Origin of the sequence: Nocardiopsis sp. NPDC050513 (assembly GCF_044457925.1) — a bacterium.
Lineage (GTDB): Bacteria > Actinomycetota > Actinomycetes > Streptosporangiales > Streptosporangiaceae > Nocardiopsis.
The window spans coordinates 323,082-348,949 of the sequence record NZ_JBITHK010000004.1 but is presented as its reverse complement, the minus strand read 5'-3'; the positions used below and the strand labels follow the sequence as shown (position 1 = coordinate 348,949).

Annotated in this window: 24 protein-coding genes; 14 read left to right on the top strand and 10 right to left on the bottom strand. The window is 72.1% G+C overall.

Annotation, left to right across the window (positions count from 1 at the left end; all coding sequences use genetic code 11):
- Nucleotides 1–278 precede the first annotated feature (278 nt).
- Both ACIBFB_RS09475 and ACIBFB_RS09470 read left to right on the top strand, forming a co-directional pair.
- Nucleotides 279–1,547, top strand: a complete 1,269-nt coding sequence (locus ACIBFB_RS09475; RefSeq protein ID WP_397228120.1) for a histidine kinase — start codon at nucleotides 279–281, stop codon at nucleotides 1,545–1,547.
- A complete protein-coding gene (locus tag ACIBFB_RS09470; protein WP_397228118.1) occupies nucleotides 1,499–2,161 on the top strand; it encodes a response regulator in 663 nt (220 codons plus the stop codon). The genes ACIBFB_RS09475 and ACIBFB_RS09470 overlap by 49 nt, the downstream gene beginning before the upstream one ends.
- 247 nt (nucleotides 2,162–2,408) lie before the next feature.
- On the opposite strand, the gene ACIBFB_RS09465 is transcribed toward ACIBFB_RS09470, so the two are convergent.
- From ACIBFB_RS09465 to ACIBFB_RS09445, 5 genes are all read right to left on the bottom strand, one after another.
- Nucleotides 2,409–4,355: an AMP-binding protein gene (locus ACIBFB_RS09465; RefSeq protein WP_397228116.1), complete on the bottom strand. Its 1,947-nt coding sequence runs from the start codon at nucleotides 4,353–4,355 to the stop codon at nucleotides 2,409–2,411.
- 158 nt (nucleotides 4,356–4,513) lie between these two features.
- Nucleotides 4,514–5,683: a multidrug effflux MFS transporter gene (locus tag ACIBFB_RS09460; protein WP_397228447.1), complete on the bottom strand. Its 1,170-nt coding sequence runs from the start codon at nucleotides 5,681–5,683 to the stop codon at nucleotides 4,514–4,516.
- Between the two features lie 245 nt (nucleotides 5,684–5,928).
- A complete protein-coding gene (locus tag ACIBFB_RS09455; RefSeq protein ID WP_397228114.1) occupies nucleotides 5,929–6,366 on the bottom strand; it encodes a DUF3037 domain-containing protein in 438 nt (145 codons plus the stop codon).
- Complete coding sequence (locus ACIBFB_RS09450) at nucleotides 6,363–7,130, bottom strand: HipA family kinase (RefSeq protein WP_397228112.1); 768 nt, start codon at nucleotides 7,128–7,130, stop codon at nucleotides 6,363–6,365. Before ACIBFB_RS09450 ends, ACIBFB_RS09455 begins: the two co-directional genes overlap by 4 nt.
- Before the next feature lie 319 nt (nucleotides 7,131–7,449).
- Nucleotides 7,450–8,172 carry a hypothetical protein gene (locus ACIBFB_RS09445; protein WP_397228110.1) on the bottom strand — a complete coding sequence of 241 codons (723 nt, stop codon included), beginning with the start codon at nucleotides 8,170–8,172 and terminating at the stop codon, nucleotides 7,450–7,452.
- A 150-nt stretch (nucleotides 8,173–8,322) separates the two neighbouring features.
- Between ACIBFB_RS09445 and ACIBFB_RS09440 the strand changes: the two genes are divergently transcribed.
- From ACIBFB_RS09440 to ACIBFB_RS09420, 5 genes are all read left to right on the top strand, one after another.
- Nucleotides 8,323–9,390: an AAA family ATPase gene (locus tag ACIBFB_RS09440; RefSeq protein ID WP_397228108.1), complete on the top strand. Its 1,068-nt coding sequence runs from the start codon at nucleotides 8,323–8,325 to the stop codon at nucleotides 9,388–9,390.
- A 5-nt stretch (nucleotides 9,391–9,395) separates the two neighbouring features.
- Nucleotides 9,396–10,364, top strand: a complete 969-nt coding sequence (locus ACIBFB_RS09435; protein ID WP_397228106.1) for a DUF58 domain-containing protein — start codon at nucleotides 9,396–9,398, stop codon at nucleotides 10,362–10,364.
- 78 nt (nucleotides 10,365–10,442) lie between these two features.
- Entirely contained in the window at nucleotides 10,443–11,390 is a 948-nt protein-coding gene (locus ACIBFB_RS09430; protein WP_397228104.1) for a VWA domain-containing protein, read from the top strand.
- 142 nt (nucleotides 11,391–11,532) lie between these two features.
- Complete coding sequence (locus ACIBFB_RS09425) at nucleotides 11,533–12,267, top strand: HAD family hydrolase (RefSeq protein WP_397228102.1); 735 nt, start codon at nucleotides 11,533–11,535, stop codon at nucleotides 12,265–12,267.
- The gene (locus ACIBFB_RS09420) at nucleotides 12,264–13,052 is read left to right on the top strand and encodes an NUDIX domain-containing protein (RefSeq protein ID WP_397228100.1); all 789 of its coding nucleotides are present in this window, start codon (nucleotides 12,264–12,266) and stop codon (nucleotides 13,050–13,052) included. The genes ACIBFB_RS09425 and ACIBFB_RS09420 overlap by 4 nt, the downstream gene beginning before the upstream one ends.
- On the opposite strand, the gene ACIBFB_RS09415 is transcribed toward ACIBFB_RS09420, so the two are convergent.
- Both ACIBFB_RS09415 and ACIBFB_RS09410 read right to left on the bottom strand, forming a co-directional pair.
- Nucleotides 13,040–14,299, bottom strand: a complete 1,260-nt coding sequence (locus ACIBFB_RS09415) for an APC family permease (RefSeq protein ID WP_397228098.1) — start codon at nucleotides 14,297–14,299, stop codon at nucleotides 13,040–13,042. The genes ACIBFB_RS09420 and ACIBFB_RS09415 overlap by 13 nt on opposite strands.
- Nucleotides 14,300–14,513: 214 nt before the next feature.
- Nucleotides 14,514–15,020 carry a dsRBD fold-containing protein gene (locus tag ACIBFB_RS09410; RefSeq protein WP_397228096.1) on the bottom strand — a complete coding sequence of 169 codons (507 nt, stop codon included), beginning with the start codon at nucleotides 15,018–15,020 and terminating at the stop codon, nucleotides 14,514–14,516.
- Nucleotides 15,021–15,160: 140 nt separating this feature from the next.
- Between ACIBFB_RS09410 and ACIBFB_RS09405 the strand changes: the two genes are divergently transcribed.
- The 4 genes from ACIBFB_RS09405 (at nucleotide 15,161) to ACIBFB_RS09390 (ending at nucleotide 19,129) form a co-directional block, all read left to right on the top strand.
- Nucleotides 15,161–15,823, top strand: a complete 663-nt coding sequence (locus ACIBFB_RS09405; protein ID WP_397228094.1) for a class I SAM-dependent methyltransferase — start codon at nucleotides 15,161–15,163, stop codon at nucleotides 15,821–15,823.
- A 135-nt stretch (nucleotides 15,824–15,958) separates the two neighbouring features.
- Nucleotides 15,959–16,519 carry a TrmH family RNA methyltransferase gene (locus ACIBFB_RS09400; protein ID WP_397228092.1) on the top strand — a complete coding sequence of 187 codons (561 nt, stop codon included), beginning with the start codon at nucleotides 15,959–15,961 and terminating at the stop codon, nucleotides 16,517–16,519.
- Between the two features lie 226 nt (nucleotides 16,520–16,745).
- Nucleotides 16,746–18,125: a hemolysin family protein gene (locus ACIBFB_RS09395; protein WP_397228090.1), complete on the top strand. Its 1,380-nt coding sequence runs from the start codon at nucleotides 16,746–16,748 to the stop codon at nucleotides 18,123–18,125.
- Nucleotides 18,122–19,129: a hemolysin family protein gene (locus tag ACIBFB_RS09390; protein WP_397228087.1), complete on the top strand. Its 1,008-nt coding sequence runs from the start codon at nucleotides 18,122–18,124 to the stop codon at nucleotides 19,127–19,129. Before ACIBFB_RS09395 ends, ACIBFB_RS09390 begins: the two co-directional genes overlap by 4 nt.
- 97 nt (nucleotides 19,130–19,226) lie before the next feature.
- On the opposite strand, the gene ACIBFB_RS09385 is transcribed toward ACIBFB_RS09390, so the two are convergent.
- Both ACIBFB_RS09385 and ACIBFB_RS09380 read right to left on the bottom strand, forming a co-directional pair.
- On the bottom strand, nucleotides 19,227–19,655 hold the full coding sequence (locus ACIBFB_RS09385) for an organic hydroperoxide resistance protein (RefSeq protein ID WP_397228085.1): 429 nt from the start codon (nucleotides 19,653–19,655) through the stop codon (nucleotides 19,227–19,229).
- 60 nt (nucleotides 19,656–19,715) lie between these two features.
- The gene (locus tag ACIBFB_RS09380) at nucleotides 19,716–20,195 is read right to left on the bottom strand and encodes a MarR family winged helix-turn-helix transcriptional regulator (RefSeq protein WP_397228083.1); all 480 of its coding nucleotides are present in this window, start codon (nucleotides 20,193–20,195) and stop codon (nucleotides 19,716–19,718) included.
- Between the two features lie 224 nt (nucleotides 20,196–20,419).
- Here ACIBFB_RS09380 and ACIBFB_RS09375 point away from each other — a divergent pair, with 224 nt between their 5' ends.
- Nucleotides 20,420–20,959, top strand: a complete 540-nt coding sequence (locus ACIBFB_RS09375; RefSeq protein WP_397228081.1) for a hypothetical protein — start codon at nucleotides 20,420–20,422, stop codon at nucleotides 20,957–20,959.
- 224 nt (nucleotides 20,960–21,183) lie between these two features.
- Here the strand turns inward: ACIBFB_RS09375 and ACIBFB_RS09370 are convergent, their stop codons facing one another.
- Nucleotides 21,184–22,731: an aldehyde dehydrogenase family protein gene (locus ACIBFB_RS09370; protein ID WP_397228079.1), complete on the bottom strand. Its 1,548-nt coding sequence runs from the start codon at nucleotides 22,729–22,731 to the stop codon at nucleotides 21,184–21,186.
- 236 nt (nucleotides 22,732–22,967) lie between these two features.
- Between ACIBFB_RS09370 and ACIBFB_RS09365 the strand changes: the two genes are divergently transcribed.
- Both ACIBFB_RS09365 and ACIBFB_RS09360 read left to right on the top strand, forming a co-directional pair.
- The gene (locus ACIBFB_RS09365) at nucleotides 22,968–24,032 is read left to right on the top strand and encodes a pyroglutamyl peptidase (protein WP_397228077.1); all 1,065 of its coding nucleotides are present in this window, start codon (nucleotides 22,968–22,970) and stop codon (nucleotides 24,030–24,032) included.
- Between the two features lie 274 nt (nucleotides 24,033–24,306).
- On the top strand, nucleotides 24,307–25,857 hold the full coding sequence (locus ACIBFB_RS09360) for a polysaccharide deacetylase family protein (RefSeq protein WP_397228445.1): 1,551 nt from the start codon (nucleotides 24,307–24,309) through the stop codon (nucleotides 25,855–25,857).
- The last annotated feature ends 11 nt before the right edge of the window (nucleotides 25,858–25,868 follow it).

Sequence of the window (25,868 nt, the reverse complement as noted above, 5' to 3'; positions counted from 1 at the left end):
CCCGCCCACCCCACCCCACCGGGAATACCCGCAGGCCACACCCCGTTCACCCCACAGCGGGCCGGTGCGGTAGCAAGTGTCCCCCGGGCTCCAACCACAGCCTTCGCGGAACACCGCGCCCACCGGGCGGACAGGAGCCGCGTTGTGCCACACGCCGAGAGGCGACCACCGCACCGGCCCGCCCCACCGCAACCACGCGTGCACACCCCCACCCCACCACGATTGAATAACCCCGCGCCCACACCACACCCCACAAGGACACCCACCACCCACCACCCATGACCACCACACACCGCAGCCACCGACCCGGCCCCCTCACCACCCTCGCCTACCTCTTCCTCCTCCTCTCCCAAAACACCGCCGCCCTCCTCCTCACCCCCATCATCCTCGCCACCGCCGTCCTCACCCTCCTCTGGATCGGCCTCCCCTTCGTCATCCTCACCGCCACCCTCCTGCGCGCCCTCGCCGACGCCCAACGCCGCACCCTCGGCCACCTCCTCCCCCACGGACCCGTCCCCTCCGCCTACCGCCCCATCCCCCCAGGCAGCATCAACCGCCGCGCCACCGCCCACCTCACCGACCCCGCCACCTGGAAAGACATCCTCTGGCTCACCGCCGGAGTCGCCAACCTCCTCCTCATCGCCATCCCCCCAGCCCTCCTCCTCCACGGCACCTACCAAATCGCCCACACAATCACCAACCCCCACAAACCCCTCTACGGCCTCTACACCCCCCACACCACCACCGAAACCCTCCTCCCCCTCCTCACCGGCGCCCTCCTCACCGCCCTCGCCCTCTACACCGCCCCCAAAGCCCTCCACCTCTACCTCACCTTCAACCAACTCCTCCTCGCCCCCAACGAAAAAGCCCGCCTCACCGCCCGAGTCGCCCACCTCGCCACCAGCCGCGCCAACACCATCGACACCCAAGCCGCCGAAATCCGCCGCATCGAACGCGACCTCCACGACGGCGCCCAAGCCCGCCTCGTCGCCCTAGGCATGAACCTCGGCATGGCCGAACAGATCATCGACCAAGACCCCACCACCGCCCGCGACATGCTCACAGAAGCCCGCGAAACCACCCGCCAGGCCCTCACCGAACTCCGCGACCTCGTCCGCGGCATCCACCCACCCGTCCTCGTCGAACGCGGCCTCCACGGCGCCGTCCACGCCCTCGCCCTCACCCACCCCCTCACCACCACCGTCGACGTCGACCTCCCCGGCCGCCCCGCCGACCCCGTCGAATCCGCCGCCTACTTCGCCATCGTCGAACTCCTCACCAACACCGCCAAACACGCCAACGCCACCCACGCCTGGATCCGCATCAACCACGGCCGCCACCGACTCGTCATCACCATCACCGACAACGGCACCGGCGGCGCCGCCGCCACCCCCGGCAGCGGCCTCACCGGCATCAAACGCCGCCTCGACGCATTCGATGGCACGATGAACATCACCAGCCCACCGGGCGGCCCCACCATCGTGACCCTGGAGATCCCGTGCGCGTTGTCATCGCCGAAGACCTTGCCCTCCTCCGAGACGGACTGATCCGCCTCCTCCAGGCCCACGACTTCACCGTCGTCGCCGCCCTCGACAACGGCCCCGACCTCCACAACGCCCTCACCGAACACAAACCCGACGTCGCCGTCGTCGACGTCCGCCTCCCGCCCACCTTCACCGACGAAGGCCTCCAGGCCGCCCTCGCCGCCCGAGCCCAGATCCCCGGCCTGCCCATCCTCGTCCTGTCCCAACACGTCGAACAGCTCTACGCCCGCGAACTCCTCTCCGACGACACCGGCGCCGTCGGCTACCTCCTCAAGGACCGCGTCCTCGACATCGGCCAGTTCATCGAAGCCGTCCGCCGCGTCGCCGCCGGCGGAACCGCCATGGACCCCGCCGTCATCTCCCAACTCCTCGCCCGCCAGGACCAGAGCGGCCCCCTCGCCCAACTCACCCCCCGCGAACGCGAAGTCCTCTCCGAAATGGCCGAAGGCCGCTCCAACTCCGCCATCGCAGGCCGCCTCTACATCACCGAAAAAGCCGTCAGCAAGCACATCAACAACATCTTCACCAAACTCGACCTCCCGCCCTCCGCCGACGACAGCCGCCGCGTCCTCGCCGTCCTCGCCTACCTGTCCTCCACCAAGATGCCGCCGACCTGAACACCCCGCGCGCCCGACCCGCGTCGCCCCGACGACCAAGGGCCCCGGAACCGGGCAGACCCGCCAGCACGCACCGCCCTCCGCGTCGGCCGCCCCGCGAAGCGCCAACCCCCGGTGACGCACAGGCTCCGCCCGGACACCCCCGCCCCCAGGCCAGAGCAGACGCCAGCCCGACGGCAAGCGGACACGACGAAGCCGCGGCCCCCACAGGACCGCGGCTTCACCGACCAGAAACCAACCCCACGCCCTACCGCTGGTCGCGACGCACCCGGTACAACCCGTCGATCTCCTCCGAGAACGCCCGCAGCACAGCCTCACGCCGCAGCTCACCCGACGGAGCCACCAAACCCGACTGCACCGTGAACTCCTCCGCCAACACATGGAACGACCGCACCGCCAGATGCCGCGGCACACTCCGGTTCGCCTCGTACACCAACCCCTGCACCTCACGCAACAGATCCCGGTCCCCCGCGATCTCCTCCGGCGCCATCGACAACGGCCGACCGTTCACCAACCGCCAGTACTCCAACTGGTCACGCACCAACGTCACCAACGCACTCGCGAACGGCCGCCCCTCCACGATCACCAACACCTGACTGATCAACGGATGCGCCCGCAACCGAGCCTCGAACTCCGCCACCAGCCCCGCGTCACCACCCGACTCCACCGCCGCCCCGTCAGCGGCCACCGCCTCCGGACCATCGGCCACCGGCACCACCGGAGCCCCCACCACCGCCCCCTCCGACGGACCCGACGCCACCCGCCGCGCCACCACGAACCGACCCGGCACCTCCGCCACCGCCGCCTGCGGCCGCAACCGCCCGGTCACCCGCACGAACCCGCCCTGATCCGCCTCACCGGCCACACCCGTCGCCAACCAACCCTCACGGATCGCCGAACCCGAAGCCTCACCATCAGCCCAGTACCCCGAGAACAGACCACCGCCGCGCACGTGGATCTCGCCCTCCCGCGACACCCACACCTCACGATCGGGCAGCGCACGCCCCACCGACCCCGCAGACCGGTCCCCCTGGGCGTTCGCCGCGAACACCCCCGCCGTCTCCGGAACACCGAACACCTGCATCACCTGCAGGCCCACACCGTTGTAGAAATGATCCAGACGCTGGGAAAGCTCCCCACCCCAGCACACCACCAGATGCACCCGGTTGCCGAACAGCTCCCGCACCTTGGCGAACGACCAGTCGTACATCGACCGCGACAACTTCCGCCACGCGCCCTTCTTCGGCGCCCGGTCGAACTGCACCGCCGCCTCCGCCGCCGCGTTGAACGTCCCCAACGAGTCCCACCCCGTCGAGTGCGCCCGCACCCGCTCCACCTCGAAGGCACGCTCCAACAACCCCGCCGAGCACACCACCACCGTCGGACGGAACGACTTCACCAACCCCGGCAACGAACCCGGCGCGGACAACCCCACCCGCACCCGGCCCACCACACACGCCAACAACGACGCCAACCCCGAGATCTCCGACAACGGCAGATCCACCAACGCACTGGCCCGCCCCGGACCCAACTCCGACAACCGCGGCCACATCCGATCCACCACACCGGCCGTCGCCGACAGCAGAGCCCCGTGCGAGAGCACCACACCCCGCATCCGCCGCGAGACCGTGCTCATCGGATACAGCACCACCGCCGCGTCCTCCGGCATCGTGGCGTCCCGCCGGAACCGCACAGCCGAAGCGTCCATGTACTGCCCCAGCCGGACGACCTCCGCCAGCCCCTCCTCCAGCGGCCACACCCGCCCCAGATCCGGCAGCTCCCGCTGCACCGCCGCCACCGCGGCCAACAACCGCCCGCCCTCGACCACCGCCGCCGTCGGACGCGTCTCACGCACCACATGCGTCACCCGCTCCACCGACGCCGACGCCGACACCGGCACCAGCACGGCCCGCACCGACCACACCGCGAACGCCAACTTCGCCCATTCATGGTGCGTACCCGCCACCACCAGCACCCGGTCACCCTCGGACACACCCGCCGCGACCAGGCCCTTGGCGATCCCCGTCACATCCGTGGCGAAGGCACCCGCCGTCCTCCGGTCCCATCCCGCCTCCGGCGTCGGCACCGAGAACACCTCGGCGTGGGCGTCGGCGTTGGCCGCCTCGTACACCAGATCGCCCAGCCCCGACAGCTCCCGCGCCCGCACACCCGGGCTGACACCCGCCTCGCCCATACCCACACATCACCTGCTACGTCGGAGGACGGGCCACCCCAGGCATGGGACCCGTCACACAAAAGGGGAACAGAAGCCCTACTGTGCCCGTACTCCCCGCCCAACGGCAACCCGGAGCGATCTGGTAAAAACCCTGCGCAGAAGCCCCATATGCAGGGTCATCGGACCTTTGCGCGAGCCGACCACACGAACGCCGCGAACGACAGACCAGCCGCCGCCACCATCACCACGGCCATACTCCGCACCGACGCCTCACCCGACGGCGTCATCCCCGCCAACGCGGCCACACCACCGCCCAACGCGAACTGCAACGCCCCCATCAACGCCGACGCCGTCCCCGCGACCGCCACCGGCTGACCGTCCAAAGCCCTCACGGTCGCGTTCGGCATGATGAACCCGACGCTGAACATCATCAGCCCCAACAAACCCGCGACCAAGCCCAGGCCAGCCACACCCGACCACGCGACCACCACCAGGGCCACCACCGCCGACAGCGCGACCACCAGGCCCAACCCCAACCGGCGCGGCGTCTCCACACGACCCACCAACACCCCGTTGACCTGCGTGCCCGCCATCATCGCCAACGAGTTCACCGCGAACAGCCACGCGTAGGTCTGCGGCGAGGCGCCGAACTCCTCCTGCGACACGAACGAGAACGACGACACGTACGTGAACAACATCCCGAAGCTCAACCCCACGGTCAGCACCGGACCCACGAACCGCGGATCACGCAACAACCGCCCCACCGTCGCCAACAGCTCCCGAGGCCCCCGCGCACGCCGCTCCGCGACAGGCAGACTCTCCGGCAACCACACCAGCACCAACACGAAGCTCAACGCCGACACCCCGGCCAGCACCCAGAAACTCAACTGCCACGGACCCACCAGCAACAGCTGAGCCCCCACCAACGGAGCCAGCAGCGGCGCCAACATCATCACCAGCGCCAACCGCGAGAAGAACCGCACCGCGTCATCACCCGCGAACAGGTCCCGCACCACCGCACGCGCGATCACCGCACCCGCCGCACCGGCCACACCCTGCACGAACCGCACCACCGCGAACGTCGACGCGTCCGGCACGAACACGCACAGCACCGACGTCACCGTGAACAACGCGACGCCCACGAGCAGCGGCCGACGCCGCCCCCACGCGTCGCTCATCGGACCGATCACCAACTGACCGACCGCGATCCCCAACATGATCGCCGTCAGGGTCAGCTGGATCTGGCCCTCCGTCGCCCCCAGTTCACGCGTGATCTCAGGGAACGCCGGGAGGTACATGTCGGTCGCCAACGGCCCCACGGCCGTCAGCACCCCCAACACCAGCACCAACCCCGCGACCCAGCCACGCGAACGAGGCCTGCCGGAGGTAGGGGACCCACCGGTGTCGGCGGGCGAGGACGCGGCGTGCGCAGACGACACGGACACTCCAATACACGGGGCTGAGGAGGGAACGGCACGGCCCACTCCCAGCGCAACACCGGGCGTCGGCCACCTCCATACCAACACCGCGCACCGACGGAAGTGTCCCCCGCGACCCGGCCGAACCCTGTGATGTCGGCTACTCCGCCGCCTCAGCGCACCAACCGCTCCAGCAGCCGCTCGACCTCCGCCGCCGGATCCACCGTCAACCCCCCGTGGATCGGCCCCGTCTGCACGATCGTGCTCCGCGGCGCCGTCAACCACCGGAACCTCTGCCCCGGCCGCTCACGCCCCACCGCACCGGCCGCGGCGCCCCCGGCGCACATCACCTCGAACGCCTCCAGCGCACGACGCACACCGGCCACGTCCACCTGCGGGTCCATCGCCAGCAGCCGCCGCTCGTCGAGGGCCGTCCGAGCCGCCAGAAACGCCCGTTCCTGGCAGTACACGACCACCCCGGCGTTGACGCACTCGCCCCGCTCCAACCGCGGCACCACCCTCACCAGGGCGTACTCGAACACCGCCCGATCGCGCTCCTCACCCACGCGACCGGTCGTCACCGCCTCGCTGTACCGCCTGACCTCGTTCACCGCGCCACCTCCGGCAGCCAGGAACGATCCGTCGCGCGGGCCAGCAGGTGCCGCACGTACGCGTCCCGCACCTCGCCCGGAGAGCCGAACCCCGGCTCGTCGGCCAACCACTCGTCCGGCACCAGGTCCACCACCTCCCGCAGCAGCTCCTCGTCCACGCGCGGAGCCAGCTCCGCGTCGGCGGCGGCCAGATCAGGCGCCGCCGACGCGAGCACATGGTCGTGGCCGTCGTAGGGGCGGGTGACGTACCGCGCGGCCCCGGCCCAGTTGTGGTGGAAGATCAGCGTCGCCCCGTGGTCGATGAGATAGGGGCGGCCGTGCCACAGCAGCATGTTCGGATTGCGCCACGAGCGGTCGACGTTGCCGGTCAGGGCGTCGAACCACAGCACCCGACCGGCGAACTCCGGGCCGACGTCGAAGGTGACCGGGTCGAAGCCGAGGGAGCCCGGGAGGAAGTCCATGCCCAGGTTGAGCCCGCCGCTGGCCCGCAGCAGCTCCTGGACCTCCGGATCGGGCTCGCCCCGACCGATCACCGGGTCCATCTCCACCAGCGCCAGCTCCGGGACGGGCAGCCCCAGAGCCCGACCGAGCTCGCCGGCGACGACCTCGGCGACCAGCGTCTTGCGTCCCTGGCCCGCGCCGACGAACTTCACCACGTACATCCCCAGGTCGTCGGCCTCGACCAGCCCGGGGAGCGAACCTCCTTCGCGCAGCGGCAGCACGTACCGCGTCGCGATCACCTTTTTCAGCACGCGGTCCAGCATAGGGATCGGCGCGGCCCCGCCGTCCGGACACGGGACGGTCGCGCGGCTCAGTGACACGCAGCGGCCCGTGATCGCTCACCCCAATCCATCTATCAACAACCGCCCCACAAGGCGTCTTACGCAACGCTGAACACGTTCTAGGCCACGAGAGGAAAGGCGCCGACACGCCCGGGTGCGGGTGGTGGGGAGAGCGTGCGGCGTAGCCGCGCGATTTCGTCGTCTTTCGGGTGGCGGAACCAGCCCCGCCACCTTTACAGCGTAGATTTCACTATGGGCCGACAGAGGGGGCGCCGACCCAGCGGCACCCCCCACCCCCGCGTCAGAGGTTGTCCTCCGGATCCCCCTCCAGCTCGCCCTCCCCCTCCGGGGTCGGGGCGGGGATGTCGGGCTGCTCCTCGTCCGGCCGGGGCGCGGGCTCCTCGCTGCCCTCCTCCCCCGAGGTGGGCTCCGCCGCCGGTTCGGACTCCTCCTGCTCGATCTCCACCGGCTGCCCGGGCGCGGGGATCTCCGGACGCGGAAACCTCGACATCCACCAGATCACGCCCGCCCCGAGGAGGAGCAGCAACACCAGGACCAGCCCCAGGGCCGCCGCCATCCACCAACTCCCCTCCCCCGGCGCGACCGCGCTGTCCCGGCGGCCGTGCCAGGGGGCCCACCGCACCACCGAGCCGCGCCGCTCCCACGCCCAGTACGGCTGGACCACGGGGCCGTTCTCCGCGACCGGGCCGCCCCGGGCGGTCCGCTCCAGCACCTCCCCCGCACCGTCGGCTCCGGCCGGAAGCGCCACCCACAACGCCGACCGGCCGCGCGTCCGCGCCGCCAAGACGTCGTCCCGGTCGTGGACGGCCCGCGCGAACCGCTCCCGAGCCTCGTGGTCGCCGCCGGCGGCGGAGTTGAGCATCACCACGCTCGCCTCGGCCCCGGAGGCGTCCCGCCCCAGGTAGACCACGCCGAGCGCGGACTCGCGCGTCCTGCCGACCAGCCGGAACCCACCCAACTGGCGAGGATCGCCCTCGCGCAGGCCCTTGGTGGGAACCCCCATGTCACGCCCCCTTCCGGCGGTACGGCGCCGCACGCCTCCCGACGCCGTGTACCCGACCGCGCCGACCGAAGCAGGTAATGTCGCCACAGGCAGGTGATCCACACCCTATTCGGCGCCGCCCGCGGGGGCGTCCTGTCGGGAAGGCGGAAGATGTCAGAGAACTCACCCGGAAGCGGCGCCGCGCCCTCCCCGGGCCCGGACAGTGCCCCGGGAGAGCCCACCAGGCTGCTGCGGGCGGCGCTCCACGAGGTGTCCACGGTCATCGTCGGCCAGGAACGCATGGTGGAGCGGTCCCTCATCGCCCTGGTCGCCAAGGGCCACTGCCTGATCGAGGGTGTGCCCGGCATCGCCAAGACCCTGGCCGTGTCCACCCTGGCCAAGGTCACCGGCGGCTCCTTCGCCCGGATCCAGTTCACCCCCGACCTGGTGCCCTCCGACATCGTGGGCACCCGCATCTACCACCCCTCCACCGAGCAGTTCGACGTCGAACTCGGGCCGGTCTTCGCCAACTTCGTCCTCGCCGACGAGATCAACCGGGCCCCCGCCAAGGTGCAGTCCGCGCTCCTGGAGGTGATGGCCGAACGGCAGGTCTCGCTCGGCGGCACCACCTACCCCCTGCCCTCCCCGTTCATCGTCATCGCGACGCAGAACCCCGTGGAGTCCGAGGGCGTGTACCCCCTCCCCGAGGCGCAGCGCGACCGCTTCCTGATGAAGGTCAACGTCGGCCACCCGCGCGCGCACGAGGAGATGGAGATCCTGCGGCGCATGAGCACCACACCGCCCACCGCCCACCAGGTGCTCGACCCGGTCACCCTCGGCGAGCTCCAGGCCGACGCCGAGCGCGTGCACGTCCACCAGCTCATCGCGGACTACGTCGTGCGCCTGGTCATGGCCACCCGCGAGCCGGAGAAGCACCAGATGCCGGACCTGCGCAACGCCCTGGAGGTCGGCGCCAGCCCCCGCGCCACCCTCGGACTGGTCGCCGCCGCCCGCGCCCTGGCCGTCCTGCGCGGACGCGACTACGTGCTCCCCGACGACGTGCGGGTGCTGGCGCGCGACGTCATCGCCCACCGCCTCGTCCTGACCTTCGACGCCCTGGCCGACGGGATCACCCCCGAGCAGGTCGTCGACCGCATCCTGTCCACGGTGCTGGCGCCGCGGGTGATCTGGGACGAACCGCCCAGCGGAGAGTCCGCCTCCCTCGCCGCGCCGAGGTGAGGGCCGTGTCCGAACCGGTCATCGGCACCGACCCGCGGCTGCGCGCCGCGCTGCGCCGCCTGGACCTGCGCATCGTGCACCGGTTGGAGGGCCTGCTGCACGGCGAACACCTCGGACTGCGGCTGGGTCCGGGATCCGAGGCCGCCGAGGCGCGGCTGTACCGGCCCGGCGAGGACGACGTGCGGCGCATGGACTGGGCCGTGACCGCCCGCACCGACACCCCGCACGTGCGCGACCTGGTCGCCGACCGGGAGCTGGAGAGCTGGACGCTGCTGGACCTGTCGCCGAGCATGGACTTCGGCACGGGCCTGCGCTCCAAACGGGAGGTGGCGGTGGGCGCGCTGGTCGCCGCCAACCTGCTCACCCAGCGGATCGGCGACCGGTTCGGCGCGCACTTCCTGCACCGGGGCACGGTCCGCCGCTGGCCCGCCCGGTCCGGCAAGGAGGCCCTGCTGTCGTTGCTGGCCACGGTGGCGGCGGCCCCCACCGGGGACGTGGAGCACCCGTCCCCCCACCAGGCGACACTGGCCGAGGCGTGCGCCGACCTGTTCCGCACCCGCCGACGGCGCGGCCTGCGCGTGGTCATCTCCGACTTCCTCGACACCCCCGTCACCGGTGAACCGGTCCCCTGGGAACGGCCGCTGCGCCTGATGGCCTCCCGGCACCAGGTGCTGGTGGTCGAGGTGATCGACCCCCGGGAGTTGGAGGTGCCGCCGATCGGGAACGTGACCCTGCGGGATCCGCGCACCGGACGCGTCAGCCAGATGCGGCTGACGCGGACGGTCAGCGAACGGTACCGTCAGGCCGCACACGCCCAGAGGGAGGCGATCCGCGCGGCGCTGAGGCGGTGCGGGGTGCACCACCTCGTGCTGCGGACCGACCGCGACTGGGTCCTGGACACGGCGCGGTTCGTCATCCACCAGCGGCGCACCGCCCACCACCTGGCACGCCACACCCCGGGGACCCCCCGATGACCACGGAAGGGCAGAAGATGCGACAGCGACGGCGCGGGGGCGTCCCGCGGCACCGAGCCGACGCGCGGAGGGTGTGACATGACCTTCCTCGAACCGCAGCGGCTGTGGTGGCTGCTGACCCTGCTGGTCCTCGTGGGCGCCTACGTGTTCGCCCAGACCCGGCGGCGCCGGTACGCGGCCCGGTTCACCAACCTCGCCCTGCTCGACCAGGTGGTGCCGAAGCGGATGGACGCACGCCGTCACGTGCCCGCCGCGCTGTTCATGTCGACGCTGGCGGTGCTGGTCTCCTCCCTGGCGCTGCCCGCGATGCCCGTGGAGGCGCCCCGGGAACGGGCGACGATCATCGTGGCGGTGGACGTGTCGCTGTCGATGGCCGCCACCGACATCGAGCCCGACCGGCTCAACGCGGCCAAGGAGTCGGCGCAGGGGTTCGTGGAGACCCTTCCCGACCGGTTCAACGTGGGTCTGGTGTCCTTCTCGTCCGCGGCGACGGTGGTCGCCTCCCCCACGCAGGACCACCAGGCGGTGATCGGGTCGATCGAGAACCTGCGGCTGGGCCCGGGCACGGCGATCGGCGAGGGGGTGTTCGCCTCGCTGGAGGCGATCCGGGGCTTCGACGAGGAGGCACGGGAGGATCCGCCGCCGTCGGCGATCGTGCTCCTGTCGGACGGGGAGAACACCAGCGGCCGGGCGATCGAGGAGGCCTCGGCCGCGGCGGCCGAGGCGGGGGTTCCGGTGTCGACGATCGCGTTCGGCAGCGGCGCGGCGATGATCGAGATCGACGGCTACCGTGTTCCGGCCGACATCGACCGCGAGGCGCTGATGGAGCTGGCGCAGGGCACCGAGGGCCACTACTACGAGGCCGAGAGCGAGACCGAGCTGAACGAGGTGTACGAGGACATCGGTTCCTCGCTGGGCACGGAGTGGGTCCACGAGGAGATCGTGACGCGTTTCGTGTTGATTGCGATTCTGCTCGGCACGGCTACCGCTGTGACGTCACTCCTGTGGTTCCAGCGTCTTCCGTAAGGCTCTGACCTGAGGGGGGACGGGTGGCCACACCGCGTACAGTGATTCTGGCCACATCCCTTTAGGCGGGGTTTACACCTTTTCTGTCATGTCCACGGGTTAGCGTTGGCATGTTTTGTCCTGCCCATTCAGTTGAGGAACGATGCCGAACATACCCGCCGCGGCCCCCACCGCGATCTGCTTCGACCTGGACGACACCCTCATCGACGACAACGCCGCGTCGTCCACCGGACTGCGCGCGGTCATGGACCGGCTCGGACACCCGGACTTCGCCGCCGCCCGCACCCTCTGGGACGTGCAGACGGAGATCTCCTTCGGCGCCTACCTGCGCGGCGGACTCAGCCTGGAGCAGCAGCGCCGTCAGCGCATCCGCGCCCTGGCGGTCCAGGCCGGCCACGCCGACATCGCCGACCAGCACTGCGACGAGCTGTACCGCCTCTACCTGGACGCCCACCGCTCCGGGTGGCAGGTCTTCCCCGACACCTTCCCCGCGCTCAACGCCCTGGCCTCGGCCGGGTACCGCCTCGCGGTGGTCACCAACGGCGTGGAGGCCCTCCAGCACGCCAAGATGCAGGCCCTGGAACTGACCCCGTACTTCCACACCGTCGTGTGCGCCGACTCCGTCGGCGCGGGCAAGCCCGACCCCCGGATCTTCGAGGCCGCCGCCCAGCGCCTGGGCGTGGACCCGCGCGCCTGCTGGCACGTCGGCGACCAGATCCAGTCCGACGGCGTGGGCGCCGTGGCCGCGCGCATGAGCCCGGTCATGATCGACCGCCAGGGCCGTCAGCGGCTGGAGGGCGTCACCACGATCTCCGGCCTCGACGAACTCCTCCAGCTCGTGGGCCTGCCGAGCACGGCGGCCACGGGGGCGCTGTGACCTCCGCCCCCGGCGGTGCCGCGGCGCGCCGCGTCACCGTCCACCTGGTCCGCCACGGGCCGACCGGCCCGGCCATCAGCGGGCGGCGGCTGCTGTTCGGGGAGGACCCCGAGACCGTCGCCCGCACGCTCGGCGGTCTGCCCGAGGACGCCCCCCTGGTCGCGGTCGACGTCGTGTCCGAGCCCGCGTCCACTCCGGCGGGCCGCCTCATGCAGATCGACCGCGTGGTCTTCGCCGTTCCCGACGCCGTCCGTGAGTGGCCCACCGTGCTCCCGACCGGCGGTCCGCGACCGCGCGCGGCCCAGCTGGCGTCCGAGGAGGAGCACACCGGTCCGGGTCCCCGGCTGAGCCGCATGGCCTCCTACGGGATGGTGACCGACCCCGCGGGGCGTGTGCTGTTGAGCCTGATCGCCGAGGGCTTCCCCGGTGCGGGCACCTGGCATCTGCCCGGAGGCGGGGTGGACGTCGGGGAGGACGTCCGCCGGGCGCTGCGGCGCGAGGTGCTCGAGGAGACCGGGCAGGAGGGCGTCGTCGGCGAGCTGATCGCCGTCTCCAGCCACCGCCGCGAGCGCCCCGGCGAACCGGAGATCCACGCCGTGTGGGTGTTCTCCCACGTGCACGTGGCCTCCCCGACCGAGCCGACCGTGACCGAGATCTCCGGTTCGACCGCCGACTGCGCCTGGTTCACCCCCGAGGAGCTGGCCGGTCTGAGGCTGTCGAGGACGGCCCGGCGGGGTCTGGAGTTCCTCCTGCGCCGTCCCCGGCGCGCGCCTCACCGCCGCTGATCGCGCAGCCACCACAGGCCCGCGCCTGCGGCCAGCACCGCCAGACCCGCCGCGCCGACGGGCAGGGGCAGACTGCACGCCAGCACGACGCAGCCCGCCAGCCCCGCGACCGGGACCAGGAGCGGGGGCCGGTTCTCGTCCGGGCCCAGCCGCAGGGCCGAGGCGTTGGTGATGGCGTAGTAGACGAGGACGGCGAAGGCGGAGAAGGCGATCGCCCCGCGCAGGTCGGTCAGCAGGACCAGGGCGGCGACCACGGCGCCGACCGCGATCTCCGCGCGGTGCGGCACGCCGAAGCGTTCGTGGACGGCGGACAGGGGACGGGGCAGGTGGCCGTCGGCCGCCATCGCGGCCGTGGTCCGCGACACTCCCAGCACGAGGGAGAGCAGTGCCCCCAGGCTGGCGACGGCGGCGCCCGCCACCACGAGGGGGACCAGGCCGGGGAACCCGGCCACCTGGACGGCGTCGACCAGCGGGGCGGTGCTCAGGGAGAGCCGTTCGCGGCCCAGGACGATGAGCACACCCGTTCCGATGACCAGGTACAGGGCCAGCACCCCGCCCAGGGAGAGCGCGATCGCCCGGGGGATGGTCGTGGCCGGATCACGGACCTCGCCGCCCAGGGTGGCCACGCGGGCGTACCCCGCGAAGGCGAAGAAGATCATGCCGGCCGAGCCGAGCACGCCGAAGGAGCCCGGCCAGGGCCCGAGCCCGTCCACCTCCAGGACGGCGGGCAGGCGCCCGCTGAGCCCCATCGCCACGACCACGGCGAGCAGGACGGCCAGCACCAGGGCGACCAGGATCTTGAGCACGAGCGTGGAGCGCTGGACGCCGCGGTAGTTCAGCGCCGTGACCGCCGCGACGGTGGCCACCGCCACTGGCTTCTCCCATCCGGGCAGCGTGTAGGCGGCGAACGTCAGCGCCATCGCCGCACAGGAGGCGGTCTTGCCCACGACGAAGGACCAGCCCGCCAGGTACCCCCACAGGTCGCCCAGGCGTTCGCGTCCGTAGACGTAGGCGCCGCCGGACCGGGGGTGGCGGGCCGCCAGCCGGGCCGAGGAGACGGCGTTGCAGTACGCGACCGCCCCGGCGATGAGGATCGCGACCGGGAGCCAGGCGCCGGCGCCCACCACCGCGGGCGCGAAGACGGAGAACACCCCGGCGCCGAGCATCGCGCCCGCGCCGATGGCGACCGCGTCGACGGTGCCCAGCACGCGGGCGGGTCGGGCCTGGGCTCCGGAGGAGGTGGTCAACGGGTCTCCTTGGGTCGGTGGGGACGTTCCGAGTCTGCCCGATCCAGGTGACCAACCCGTGCGGTGTGCCCGTGGTGAGGGTGGCCACTTCCGGTCTGGCCGGTGACCTGCGGCGGCGTCGGAGGGTTGCCTGCCGTGACCGGAACCGGCCGAAGCACGCGCGAAGGCCCCCGGCGGGGTGCCGGGGGCCCGGGCGTCGGCCCTGGCGGTCGGCTCAGCTGGGCCGCCACGGGGTGCCGGTGTTCTCGTTGATGTCCTCGGCCGCCACCTGACGGAGCTGGCGCGAGAGGTCGGACAGCGCACGCGAGACGGCGAGCTCCTCCCCGATCTCGGGGACGTCCATGTCGGCCGGGTGCTTACGGGCCATGCCGTGGCCCCTCAGCGCCGTCCCGTCGTCGGCTACCAGGCCCACCTCGGCCCATGTGCGGGCGGTCTCACCCTCGGTCTCCTCCGACACGACGACGTCCAGGTCCCAGCGCTTCGTCGTCTGCATGCTGCTCGCCCCCTCCGCCTGTTCGCCCGTGGCGCCGGGCGTGTGCTCGATGTGCGCGTCCGGTCCCGGATACACGAGGGTGTCGTGGCCCTCTTCGGTGTCGAGCCAGTGCACCTGGTACGGCGGTTCGCCCCTGGATCCGCGCACCTCGGTCACGACCCCGGTCCGGCGATGGGTGTCGGCGCGCGGGCTCTCGACTACGAGTCGGTCACCTACCTGTGCTCGCATGCTTCCCCCACAAACCTCGGCTATCTCCATCTTCTGCGTCCTCCGTCGTCAGGTCCGGGGCCTTGGTGATTTCGTTTCCGGTGGTATGCGAGGTTTTTGCGCCGGCGGTGGGAGTGTCGCGGCCCTGGTAGCGTCACGGCGTGGCCCAGCACTACTTCGATCCCGACCCCGACGCCGCCAGCCGCCCCTCGACGGCGGACCTGGTCCTGCCCGACCTGCACCTGCGGCTGCGCACCGACCGGGGCGTGTTCTCCCCCGACAAGGTCGACCTGGGAACCCGCGTGCTGCTGGAGACGGTGCCCCCGCCCCCGCCGGAGGGCCGGCTTCTGGACCTGGGGTGCGGGTACGGCCCGATCGCCCTGACGATGGCCTCGCGGGCTCCGGGCGCGCGGGTGCTGGGTGTGGACGTCAACGCGCGGGCCGTGGGTCTGGCGCGGCGCAACGCCGCCGAGCACGGTCTGGGCAACGCGCGTTTCGCGGTGGTCTCGCCCGAGGGCGGGCTGACCGCGGAGAGGGAGGCGGGGGCGCCGGAGGAGGCGCCCGTGGCCGAAGAGCTGCTCGGTCCCTTCGACGCGGTCTGGTCCAACCCGCCGATCCGGGTGGGCAAGGGGGTGCTGCACGCGATGCTGCGCACGTGGCTGGGTCGGCTGACGCCCGAGGGCGCGGCGCACCTGGTGGTCCAGAAGCACCTGGGCGCGGACTCGTTGCAGCGGTGGCTGGACGCCCAGGGACTGCCCGCCGAGCGCGTGGCCTCGCGCGCGGGCTTTCGCGTCCTGGCCGTGCGGCGGTCCGAGAACACGTGATCGGCGGCCGGACGCCGATTTTGCCTGATGTGTCCGGGGCCAGGAGTGCGGTGGCCCCGGGTGGACGGTAACCTGTTGCGAACACCGGACCACCGGGAACAGCCCGGAGCAGACCCGCTGAGGAACACACCGCAGTTGAGCACGCAGTTGCGTCCCACGGACGTCAAACGCCTGAACCGCCAGTGGCGCAGGCGCACCGAGGGGCGGCTCGCCCTTCTCGTCGAATCCGTCACCCAGCCGTTCAACATGGGATCGATCCTGCGCACGTGCGCGACCTTCGGTGTGGACCGGCTGTGGCTCACGGGCAACAGCGCGGACCCCGATGACCCCAAGGTCGGCAAGACCGCCCTGGGCACGGCGGCCAAGGTGCCGCACACCCGGTTCGCCACCACCGGCGAGGCCCTGGCCGCGGCGCGCGGTGACGGCTACAAGGTGGTCGCCGTGGAGCTGGCCAGCGGCGCGGTGCCGCTGCACGCCGCTCCCCTGGAGCCGGACGTGTGCCTGGCCGTGGGGGCGGAGGACCACGGGTGCTCCCCGGCGCTGCTGTCCGGCGCGGACGCGGTGACCTACATCCCGCAGATCGGCCGGGTCGGATCGCTCAACGTGGCCGTGGCGACCGCGATCGCCCTGTCCGAGGCGCGGCGCCGCGAGTGGGCGTCCCTCGGCGGAGAGGCCGATGCCCCGGTCGGGAGCTGACCGGGGAACCTTTTCCCCGGCCCCGATCGTCTTTCACTTCACCAGGACCACTTCAATCACACCCAACGCGCGAAGGCGCAGAGAGAGGAACAGTGGACCCGTCCCGAAGTACCGGCAGCATCCCGCGTGGATGCTGTGACCCAGACTCCGACGAGCCTCCTTCTTCGTGGGGCGCGCACCTTCGTAGAGACCCCGCCGTGCGGCGGAACCGGGCGGTGCGTGCCCGATGAGCACCGTTCTCAGCATCGCCGTCGGGATGCTGGTGGTCCTCGTGATCACCGCGGCGACGGGCTACTTCGTCGCCCAGGAGTTCGGCTACATGGCCGTGGACCGCTCGCGTGTGCGGGCGCGGGCCGCGGCGGGTGACCTCGGCGCCAGGCGCGTCAAGAAGGTCACCGACCGCACCTCGTTCATGCTCTCCGGGGCCCAGCTGGGCATCACCGTGACCGGTCTGCTGGTCGGTTACGTGGCCGAGCCGATGATCGGTCAGGGGCTCGGCGAGCTCCTGGGGGTGGCGGGCGTTCCCGCCGGAACCGGCGTGGCCGTGGGCACCGTCATCGCACTGCTGTTCTCCACCGTGGTGCAGATGGTGTTCGGCGAGCTGTTCCCCAAGAACCTCGCGATCGCCAAGCCGGAGCCGGTCGCCCGTTGGCTCGCCCTGTCGACCAACGTGTACCTGCGGGTCTTCGGTCCGGTGATCTGGTTGTTCGACCAGGCCGCGATCGTGCTGCTCAAGGCGGTGCGGATCACTCCGGTCGAGGACGTCCAGCACGCGGCGACGCCGCGTGACCTGGAGCGGATCATCGCGGAGTCCCGCGAGACGGGGGACCTTCCGGCCGAGCTGTTCACCCTGTTGGACCGCACCCTGGACTTCCACGAGCGCACGGCGGGGCACGCGATGATCCCGCGTCCCGAGGTGGCGACCGTGGAGGAGGGCGATCCGGTGAGCCGGGTCGTGGAGCTGATGGCTTCCGACCATTCGAGGTTCCCGGTCCTCGGGGACGGCGTGGACGACATCATCGGCGTGATCTGCCTGCGTGACGTCCTCGCCCTGGGCGAGCGCGACCTGGACAGCATCAAGGTCACCGAGGTGGCCAGGCCGACGGTCATGGTGCCGGTGTCGCTGGCGCTGCCGGGCGTGCTCAACCAACTGCGGGAGGCGGGCGAGGAGTTCGCCTGCGTGGTGGACGAGTACGGCGGCCTGGCCGGGGTGATCACCACCGAGGACCTGGCCGAGGAGCTCATCGGCGAGATCGCCGACGAGCACTCCCCCGACGAGGAGGCGCCCGCCCACCTGGAGGGCGAGGGCAGCTACATGGTGCCCGGCGCCCTGCACGTGGACGAGGCCGAGCGTCTGCTCGGGCACGACCTGCCCGCGGGCGACTACGAGACCGTGGGCGGCCTGGTCATCCACGAGCTGCACCGGCTGCCCGAGGTCGGCGACCAGGTCGACATCGCCCTGCCCCGTCCGACCAGCGCGCACGACGAGGACCCCGACTTCGCGCTGACCCTGACCGTGAACTCGGTGCAGCGGCACGTTCCGCACACCGTGGAGCTGCGGCTGCGCGAACTGGCCGACGAGGAGTCCCGGGAGGTGCGGGCATGAGTGACATGAACCCGTGGGTCGCGTTGGCCCTGACCGCGGCGATCATCGCGCTGAGCGCCTTCTTCGTGGCGATCGAGTTCGCGTTGGTGGCCGCGCGCCGGTACCGGCTGGAGGCCGCTTCCGACCACAGCGTGGCGGCACGCGCGGCGCTGCGCAACGCGCGGGACCTGTCCCTGCTGCTGGCGGGCTCCCAGTTGGGGATCACGCTGTGCACGCTGGCGCTGGGCGCGATCTCCAAGCCCGCCGTGCACCACCTGCTGGAGCCGCTGTTCCACGGCCTGCCGCACGCGGTGGCCTCGACGCTCTCCTTCGTGCTGGCCCTGGTCATCGTGACCTTCCTGCACCTGGTGGTGGGTGAGATGGCGCCCAAGTCCTGGGCGATCTCGCACCCGGAGAAGTCGGCGACGATGCTGTCGGTGCCGATGCGGGCGTTCATGTGGTTCACCCGCCCGATGCTGGTCTTCCTCAACGGGGTGACCAACTGGTGTCTGCACCGCATCGGCGTCGAGGCGGTGGACGAGGTGTCCACGGGGCACAACCCCGACGACGTCCGCGAGCTGGTGGAGCACTCGGTCAAGGCCGGTGCGCTGGACACCGAGCGCCGCGACCAGCTGGCCACGGCGCTGGAGGTCAACTCCCGTCCGCTGAGCGAGATCGTCACCCCGCGCGAGGAGATCGCGTGGGTGGCGCCGGACGCGGACCTGGAGGAGATCAAACGGGTCTCCCGCTCCTCCACGCACCTGCGCCTGGTGGTCATGGAGCAGGGCGAGCCGGTGGGTGTGCTGCACGTGCGCGAGGCGCTGACCTGCCCGCCCGGGACGACCGCGGCGGACCTGATGCGACCGGTGCTCATGCTGCACGCGAGCACGCCGATGTACGCGGCGATGAGCATCATGCGGGACAGCCGCAGCCACCTGTCGCTGGTCGAGGAGGAGGGTCTCATCGGTCTGGTGACCCTCCAGGACATCCTGGACCGGCTGTTGCTGCTGGAGGCCGCCGCCTAGCGGGCGGTCCGGGCACGCGTGAACGCGGGGGCGGGGGACGTGGGTCCCCCGCCCCCGCGTCGTGGGCGGCGTGTCAGCGCTCCGGAGGGCGCGTGCCTCAGGCCGTCTTGACGGTGAGGTTGACGTCGATGTTGCCGCGGGTCGCGCGGGAGTACGGGCACACCTGGTGGGCGGCCTCGACGAGCTTCTCGGCGTCGGCCTGGTCGGCGCCGGGGATGGTGACGGTCAGGTCGACGACGAGCGCGAAGCCGTCCTCGGCCTTGCCCAGGCTGACCTGGGAGTCGATGACGGAGCCGTTGACGTCGGCCTTGGCCTCGCGGGCGACCTTCTTCAGGGCGCCGTGGAAGCAGGCGCCGTAGCCCACGGCGAACAGCTGCTCGGGGTTGGTGCCGGGGCCGTCGTCGCCGCCCAGGCCCTTGGGCACGGACAGGTCGACGCTGAGGCGGTCGTCGTCGGTCTTGCCGTTTCCGGCGCGGCCCTCACCGGTGACGGTGGCGTTGGCGGTGTACAGGATGTCGACTGCCATGACTGCCTTTCTGTGCTCCGACGCGGGGTCGGAAGGTGACGGAAGTGTCGGTGGACGTGCTCAGTCACGCGGGGTACGGGGCGCCCTTCCGCTGGCGGCGGTCTCCACGGACCGGGTGATCCGGTCGAGGATCCCCTTCACCTCGCGCACCCGGTCCTCGGGCAGGTCGACGGCGCACAGCAGGCGGTCCGGGATGTCCCGGGCCCGTGTGCGCAGTCGTGCGCCCTCCTCGGTCGCCGTGACCTCGACGACGCGTTCGTCGGCGGCGCCGCGCTCCCTGACGAGGAGTCCGGCGCCCTCGAGGCGGCGCAGCAGTGGGGAGAGCGTGCCCGAGTCCAGGTGCAGTGCCCGGCTCAGCTCCTTGACGCTCAGCGTCCCGCGCTCCCAGAGCACGAGCATGACCAGGTACTGCGGATAGGTGAGCCCCAGGTCGTCCAGGAGCTCGCGGTACAGCCCGGTCAGGGCGCGGGAGGCCGCGTACAGGGAGAAGCACAGCTGGTTGTCCAGCGCGAGGGGGTCGCCCCCGCCGGTGTCGGCCATGGTTCCCCTCCCCTCACGTGGGTGGCACGTCCATCGAACGGCTCCACCGTAGCAGAGATTGATTGTGCACAACATTGTTTTGCACAATCTTTTTCCCGTGTGTCGCCCGGGCCCTCAGGACGCCCCCGCGCCCTCCGGTCCCCCCGCTCTCCGGGCCGCCCCTGCGCGAGCTCGCCTCCGCCGGTCTGCGCCAGGCGGGGGCGGGACCGCAGGCGGCGCAACACGTGATCGAGAAGGTCGCCGACGCCTACACCACCCTGACGTCGAACCTCACGGCCGGAACCTACGGCAGGGAGGGATCGGCGCGGCGAAAGCGCGTGGAGTCCACGCCGGTGGAGTTCCGCCCCGACGCGGCCCAGCCCTGCGACGCACGCAACCTGTCCTTGGCCCTGGACCAGCGCACCGTCCCGCCGTGGATTCTCCAGGGCCGGTTGAAGGACGTGCCGTTCGCCTGCTCGCCCGACCAGCTGACCATGCCGGCCGAGCACAAACGCGGCGAGTCCGACCTGCTGTGCCGCGACGGGGTGTGGTTCCTGCTGGTCACCGTGCGGGTGCCCGACGCGGAGCTCCTCGGAGACCAGCCGCATCGTGGGCACCACGACGCACTGGCCGTGTGGCGGGCGGCACGGACGCACCGCGGCGCAGTCCGCGATGTCCGCGCGGCGGGTGGCGCGCATCCTCCGTGGTGCACGCGCCCGGAGCGGCGCGCGCACCACGGAGACCGGTTCGCGGAACGGTCCCCGACTGCATCGGGACCTACGTGAACGAAGACCCGCAGGATTGTTGCCGCGTTCCGACGGTCACGGCCAACCCGCCAGACACTGGCGGCCCAACGGCCACCGACGACCCATCGGACACACGGTGCCCTCCGGACGGTCATCCCGACGGTCACGCGCAACCCGACGGACGCGATCGGCCCGCGGAACCGATCCGGCGCTGGGCCGGACACGGGCCAGCCGCCCGACACCGGCGACCCGCCGGTCCGGATCTAGAGGAAACGCACCCCCTGGGCCAGCGGCAGCTCGCCACCGTAGTTGACGGTGTTGGTCGCCCGGCGCATGTACGCCTTCCACGAGTCGGAGCCGGACTCGCGCCCACCGCCGGTGTCCTTCTCGCCGCCGAACGCGCCGCCGATCTCCGCGCCGGAGGTGCCGATGTTGACGTTGACGATGCCGCAGTCCGATCCGGCCGAGGACAGGAACCGCTCGGCCTCGGCCTGGTCCTGCGTGAAGATCGCCGACGACAGCCCCTGCGGCACGCCGTTGTGCAGCTCCACCGCCTCGTCCAGGGTGCGGTAGGTCAGCACGTACAGGATCGGCGCGAAGGTCTCCTCCCGCACGATCTCGGTCTGGCCGGGCATCCGCACCACGGTGGGCTCGACGTAGTAGGCGTCCGCCCCGGACTCCTCCAGACGGCGGCCGCCGCCGACGAGCACGTCGCCGCCGTCGGCCTTGGCCTGGTCCAGCGCCTTGACCATGCCCGAGTACCCGCGCTCGCCGATCAGCGGGCCGACGAGGGTCGACTCCTCGAACGGGTCGCCGATCCGCTCGCGCAGCTGCTTGTAGGCGTCCACGATGCGCTCGGTGACCTGGTCGGCCACGTCCTCGTGCACGATCAGGCGGCGCAGCGAGGTACAGCGCTGGCCCGCCGTGCCGGCCGCGGCGAACACGCTGCCGCGTACCACGAGGTCGAGGTCGGCCGAGGGAGCGACCACGGCCGCGTTGTTGCCGCCCAGCTCCAGCAGGCACCGACCCATCCGCGCGGCGACCCGGGGCCCGACCGTCCGGCCCATCGCCACCGAACCGGTGGCCGACACCAGCGCCACCCGGGCGTCGTCCACCAGGGCCTCACCGACGTCGCGACCGCCCAGCACCACCGCGTGGACGTCCGAGGGCGCGCCGACGTCGGCGGCGGCGCGCATGAGCAGGGCGTGGCATCCCAGCGCCGTCAGCGGGGTCAGGTCCGAGGGTTTCCACACCACCGTGTTCCCGCAGACCAGGGCCACGCACGTGTTCCACGCCCACACCGCGACCGGGAAGTTGAACGCCGTGATGACTCCGACGACGCCCAGCGGGTGCCAGGTCTCCATGAGACGGTGCCCCGGGCGTTCGGAGGGCATGGTGCGCCCGTACAGCTGCCGGGACATCCCCACGGCGAGGTCGCAGATGTCGATCATCTCCTGGACCTCGCCGAGCGCCTCGGAGGTGATCTTGCCCGCCTCGACCGTCACCAGCTCGGCCAGGTCGGCCTTGTGCTCGCGCAGCAGCTCACCCAACCGGTGGACGAGCTTCCCGCGTTCGGGCGCGGGCGTGTCCCGCCAGGTGGCGCCGAAGCACTCCCCGGCGGCGCCGACGGCCCGGTCGACGGAGGCGGGCGTGTCGAACTCGACGGGGAACAGGACCTGGCCCGTGATGGGCGTCCTCGCCGCCCCGGCCGCGCCGATCGGCTCGCGCAGGCGGTCGACTCCGCACCGTTCCAACGCGGTCCGTGCGCGCTCGGCGAGGACGTCGGTGTCGGGGAGGGCAGCAGTAGGCATGTGTTTCTCTCTCCGTTGAGAGGGACGGGCTGTCACGTCTCACACTGCCAAGTCCGGAGCCGGTGGTCCACCCCCGATGTCGAGGTTGTGGACAACGGCGACCGCGGCCGCGCCGGTCCCGCCCCCGGGTGGGGCCCGGACGGCGGCGGGCCCGTCCCCGAGCCCGCCGCCGGTGGCGTTAAACTCGTCCGGCCCGACCCATCGGCGTTCCCCTTCCCCGACCCAGACAGGGAATCGTGCAGCACGACACCACCCCCGAAGAGGCCCGAGCCGAGCTCCCCGAGCCGAGGCGGATCCTGGCCCGCTCCGGGTTCGACGCCGCGGAACCCCTGTTCGCCGCCGACCTGGCGGACAGCGCCGACGTCGGCCAGGCCCGGGAGGCGGTCGCCGCGCACGCCTCCCGCCTGTGGACCGAGGCGACGCGAGCCGAGGCCGGGGACACCGACGACCGGCCGCTGTACTGGGCCCGCCTGCTGCTCTCCGCCCGGCTGCGTGCCTGGCGGCCGGGGTTCGCTCTCGCGGACGGCCAGCGCGCCGATCTGCTGCGGCTGCTGGAGTGGGAGTCGCGGGGCTTCGCCGACATCGACTTCCCGCCGGGCGAGCGGTGGCTCCGGCTGGTCGTGACCGGTTTCGACCCCTTCCGTCTGGACGAGGACGTCGCGTGCTCCAACCCTTCGGGGGCAGCGGCCCTGGACGTGCACGGATGGACCTTCCCGGTCGGCGATCGCACCGCCGTGGTGCGCGCCGCGATCTTTCCCGTGCGGTGGTCGGACTTCGACGAGGGCGTGGTGGAGCGGGCCCTGGGCCGCCACCACACCGCGGCCGACGCCGTGGTCACCCTGAGCCGGGGGCGGCCCGACCGGTTCGACCTGGAGGTCTGGAACGGGGTGTGGCGAGGCGGCGGCACCGACAACGTCGGGCGCACGGGCACGGGGCGCGCGCCGGTGCCGGGGTCGCGGGCGCCGGAGTGGACGCGCTCGTCGCTGCCGTGCGCACGGATCGCGGACACGGTGTCGGGACGGTATCCGGTGGTGGCCAACACCGAGGTGGTCGAGGTCCCGGCGGGGTCGCGCGCGGAGGTCCGGCGTCCGCAGGGCCCCACCGCGGGTTCGTCCGCCCGCGCGGGCGGCGGAGGGGACTACCTGTCCAACGAGATCGCCTACCGCAACACCCTGTTGCGCGACCGTTCGGGCCGGTCGATCCCGGCGGGGCACGTCCACCTGCCGGGCACGAGGTCCCCGGAGGAGCACGCCGCGGTGCTGGCGCAGGTCAGGGAGATCGTGGCGGCCACCGTCCGCTGAAGGCGGGCCCCGCGCCGGGGCGCGCCCGTCCCGGACCGGGGCGTGCGCGGCGCGCGGGGCCGCTCGGTCGCGGCTGGTGTCCGCCGGTGCCGTGACCGAGGTTCATGAACGCTCTTCCCCGTGCCGAGGGGGTTGCGGGCGGGGGGACGACCCGGTTCCCCGCGGAGCGGACTTCGCCAATTCGTGACACTCCGTGCTGTTCGCGTCGCGCTGCGCACGTTTCGGGCGGTCGTTTCGATAGGGTCCCCACGTGTGCGACACCCTACTGCGACGAATGCTCTCCGTCGGCGCGGCGCTGGAGCTCCTGCTGGTGCCCGGCTGCCACGCCGGTGGGCACGCGCCGCCCTACGCCGAGGCGATCGGTATCCCGCCCGAGGAGGTGCCGGGGCTCACCGTCAGGGAGCACACAGTGGAGACCGAGCACAGCGTGGTCGGCTACCGCTACCCCCTCCTGGGCTCCGGGCACCCGCTCAGCGAGGAGGTGCGCACCGCCATGGCCGAGCGGCAGACCGCCTTCCTCGAGGAGCTGTCCGGGAGCGGGCGCCCCGAACTGCGGCAGGACGTGTCCCTGGTCGCCGCCTCAACCGAGGTCGTCGGGGCACGGCTGACCGCCGTGTCGACGGCGGGCATGCGGGCGACCCGGGAGGCCTCCACCCTGTGGTTCGACGCCGACACCGGGCGGGTCCTGCCCTGGACGGCGCTCTTCCGCGACGAGGCGGCCGTCGAACGCGCGCACGTCCACCTGGCGGACGTGCTCCGGGAGCACTACCACGTGCCCCTGGCGGAACTGCCCGGGGTGATCGGCGAGGCCGCCGTGCGCGCCCGTGAGGAGGCCGAGGCCACCGACGCCGGGTCCGAGGACGGATCGGAGTCCCCCGACACGGCGGGAGCCGGGGCGCGAGCGCGTGCCGAGGCGGCCGAGGAGACGGCGCGGAGCGGCCTCCTGGACGCCGAACGGGCGCGGGAGGTCGCCGAGGCGTGGGACGGCTCCCCGTTGGAGGACCTGGCGTTCAGCACCGGCGGCGGTCTGGCCGTGCGCATGGACCCCACGCAGGTGCCGGGGGCGGGAGGTGTCGCGGAGGTGGTGCTGCCGGTCGGGCCCGAGGACGCCGAGGAGGTCCTGTCCGAGCTGGGTTTCCGTGCGCGGGAGGCGGCGCTGTCCGGGCCCGACCCCGACGTGCCGCTGGGCGACGGATCCTCCGACGAGCGCGACACCCTGGACTGCGGGCGGCTCAAGTGCGTGGCGCTGACCTTCGACGACGGGCCCGGCGAGCACACCGACGCCCTCATGGACACCCTCGGCGAGTACGACGCCACGGCGACGTTCTACGTGCTGGGCTCCCTGGTCGACGAGTTCCCCGAGGCCGTGGAGCGGATGGCCGCCGAGGGGCACGAGCTGGGCAACCACACCTGGGACCACGACGACCTGAGCGGGAAGTCGGCGGAGGCGATCGAGTCGGACATGGCGCGCACGAACAGGGCGGTGCGCGACGTGATCGGCTCGGACCCGCCCTCGATGCGGCCGCCGTACGGGGCGCTGAACGGGACCGTGCGCAAGAACGTGGGCCTGCCGATCATCCTGTGGGACGTGGACACCATGGACTGGCGCAGCCGGGACACCCACGAGGTGGCCGAGTACGCCATCGAGCACAGCACGTCCGGCAGCGTGGTGCTGTTCCACGACATCCACGAGTCGTCGGTGCGGGCGATCCCGGACGTCCTGACGGAGCTGCACCGGCAGGGGTTCCACTTCGTGTCGGTCACCGAGCTGTTCGACGGCACGCTGGAGCCGGGCGACGTGTACACCGACGCCCGGCACGAGTGAGGCGACGGTCC

Excerpts from the sequence above, each read along its gene's own strand:
- ACIBFB_RS09475 (WP_397228120.1), top strand. The coding sequence starts at position 279 with ATGACCACCACACACCGCAGCCACCGACCCGGCCCCCTCACCACCCTC.
- ACIBFB_RS09465 (WP_397228116.1), bottom strand. The coding sequence starts at position 4,355 with ATGGGCGAGGCGGGTGTCAGCCCGGGTGTGCGGGCGCGGGAGCTGTCG.
- ACIBFB_RS09450 (WP_397228112.1), bottom strand. The coding sequence starts at position 7,130 with ATGCTGGACCGCGTGCTGAAAAAGGTGATCGCGACGCGGTACGTGCTG.
- ACIBFB_RS09445 (WP_397228110.1), bottom strand. The coding sequence starts at position 8,172 with ATGGGGGTTCCCACCAAGGGCCTGCGCGAGGGCGATCCTCGCCAGTTG.
- ACIBFB_RS09440 (WP_397228108.1), top strand. The coding sequence starts at position 8,323 with ATGTCAGAGAACTCACCCGGAAGCGGCGCCGCGCCCTCCCCGGGCCCG.
- ACIBFB_RS09430 (WP_397228104.1), top strand. The coding sequence starts at position 10,443 with ATGACCTTCCTCGAACCGCAGCGGCTGTGGTGGCTGCTGACCCTGCTG.
- ACIBFB_RS09425 (WP_397228102.1), top strand. The coding sequence starts at position 11,533 with ATGCCGAACATACCCGCCGCGGCCCCCACCGCGATCTGCTTCGACCTG.
- ACIBFB_RS09410 (WP_397228096.1), bottom strand. The coding sequence starts at position 15,020 with ATGCGAGCACAGGTAGGTGACCGACTCGTAGTCGAGAGCCCGCGCGCC.
- ACIBFB_RS09395 (WP_397228090.1), top strand. The coding sequence starts at position 16,746 with ATGAGCACCGTTCTCAGCATCGCCGTCGGGATGCTGGTGGTCCTCGTG.
- ACIBFB_RS09390 (WP_397228087.1), top strand. The coding sequence starts at position 18,122 with ATGAGTGACATGAACCCGTGGGTCGCGTTGGCCCTGACCGCGGCGATC.
- ACIBFB_RS09385 (WP_397228085.1), bottom strand. The coding sequence starts at position 19,655 with ATGGCAGTCGACATCCTGTACACCGCCAACGCCACCGTCACCGGTGAG.
- ACIBFB_RS09380 (WP_397228083.1), bottom strand. The coding sequence starts at position 20,195 with ATGGCCGACACCGGCGGGGGCGACCCCCTCGCGCTGGACAACCAGCTG.
- ACIBFB_RS09370 (WP_397228079.1), bottom strand. The coding sequence starts at position 22,731 with ATGCCTACTGCTGCCCTCCCCGACACCGACGTCCTCGCCGAGCGCGCA.
- ACIBFB_RS09360 (WP_397228445.1), top strand. The coding sequence starts at position 24,307 with ATGCTCTCCGTCGGCGCGGCGCTGGAGCTCCTGCTGGTGCCCGGCTGC.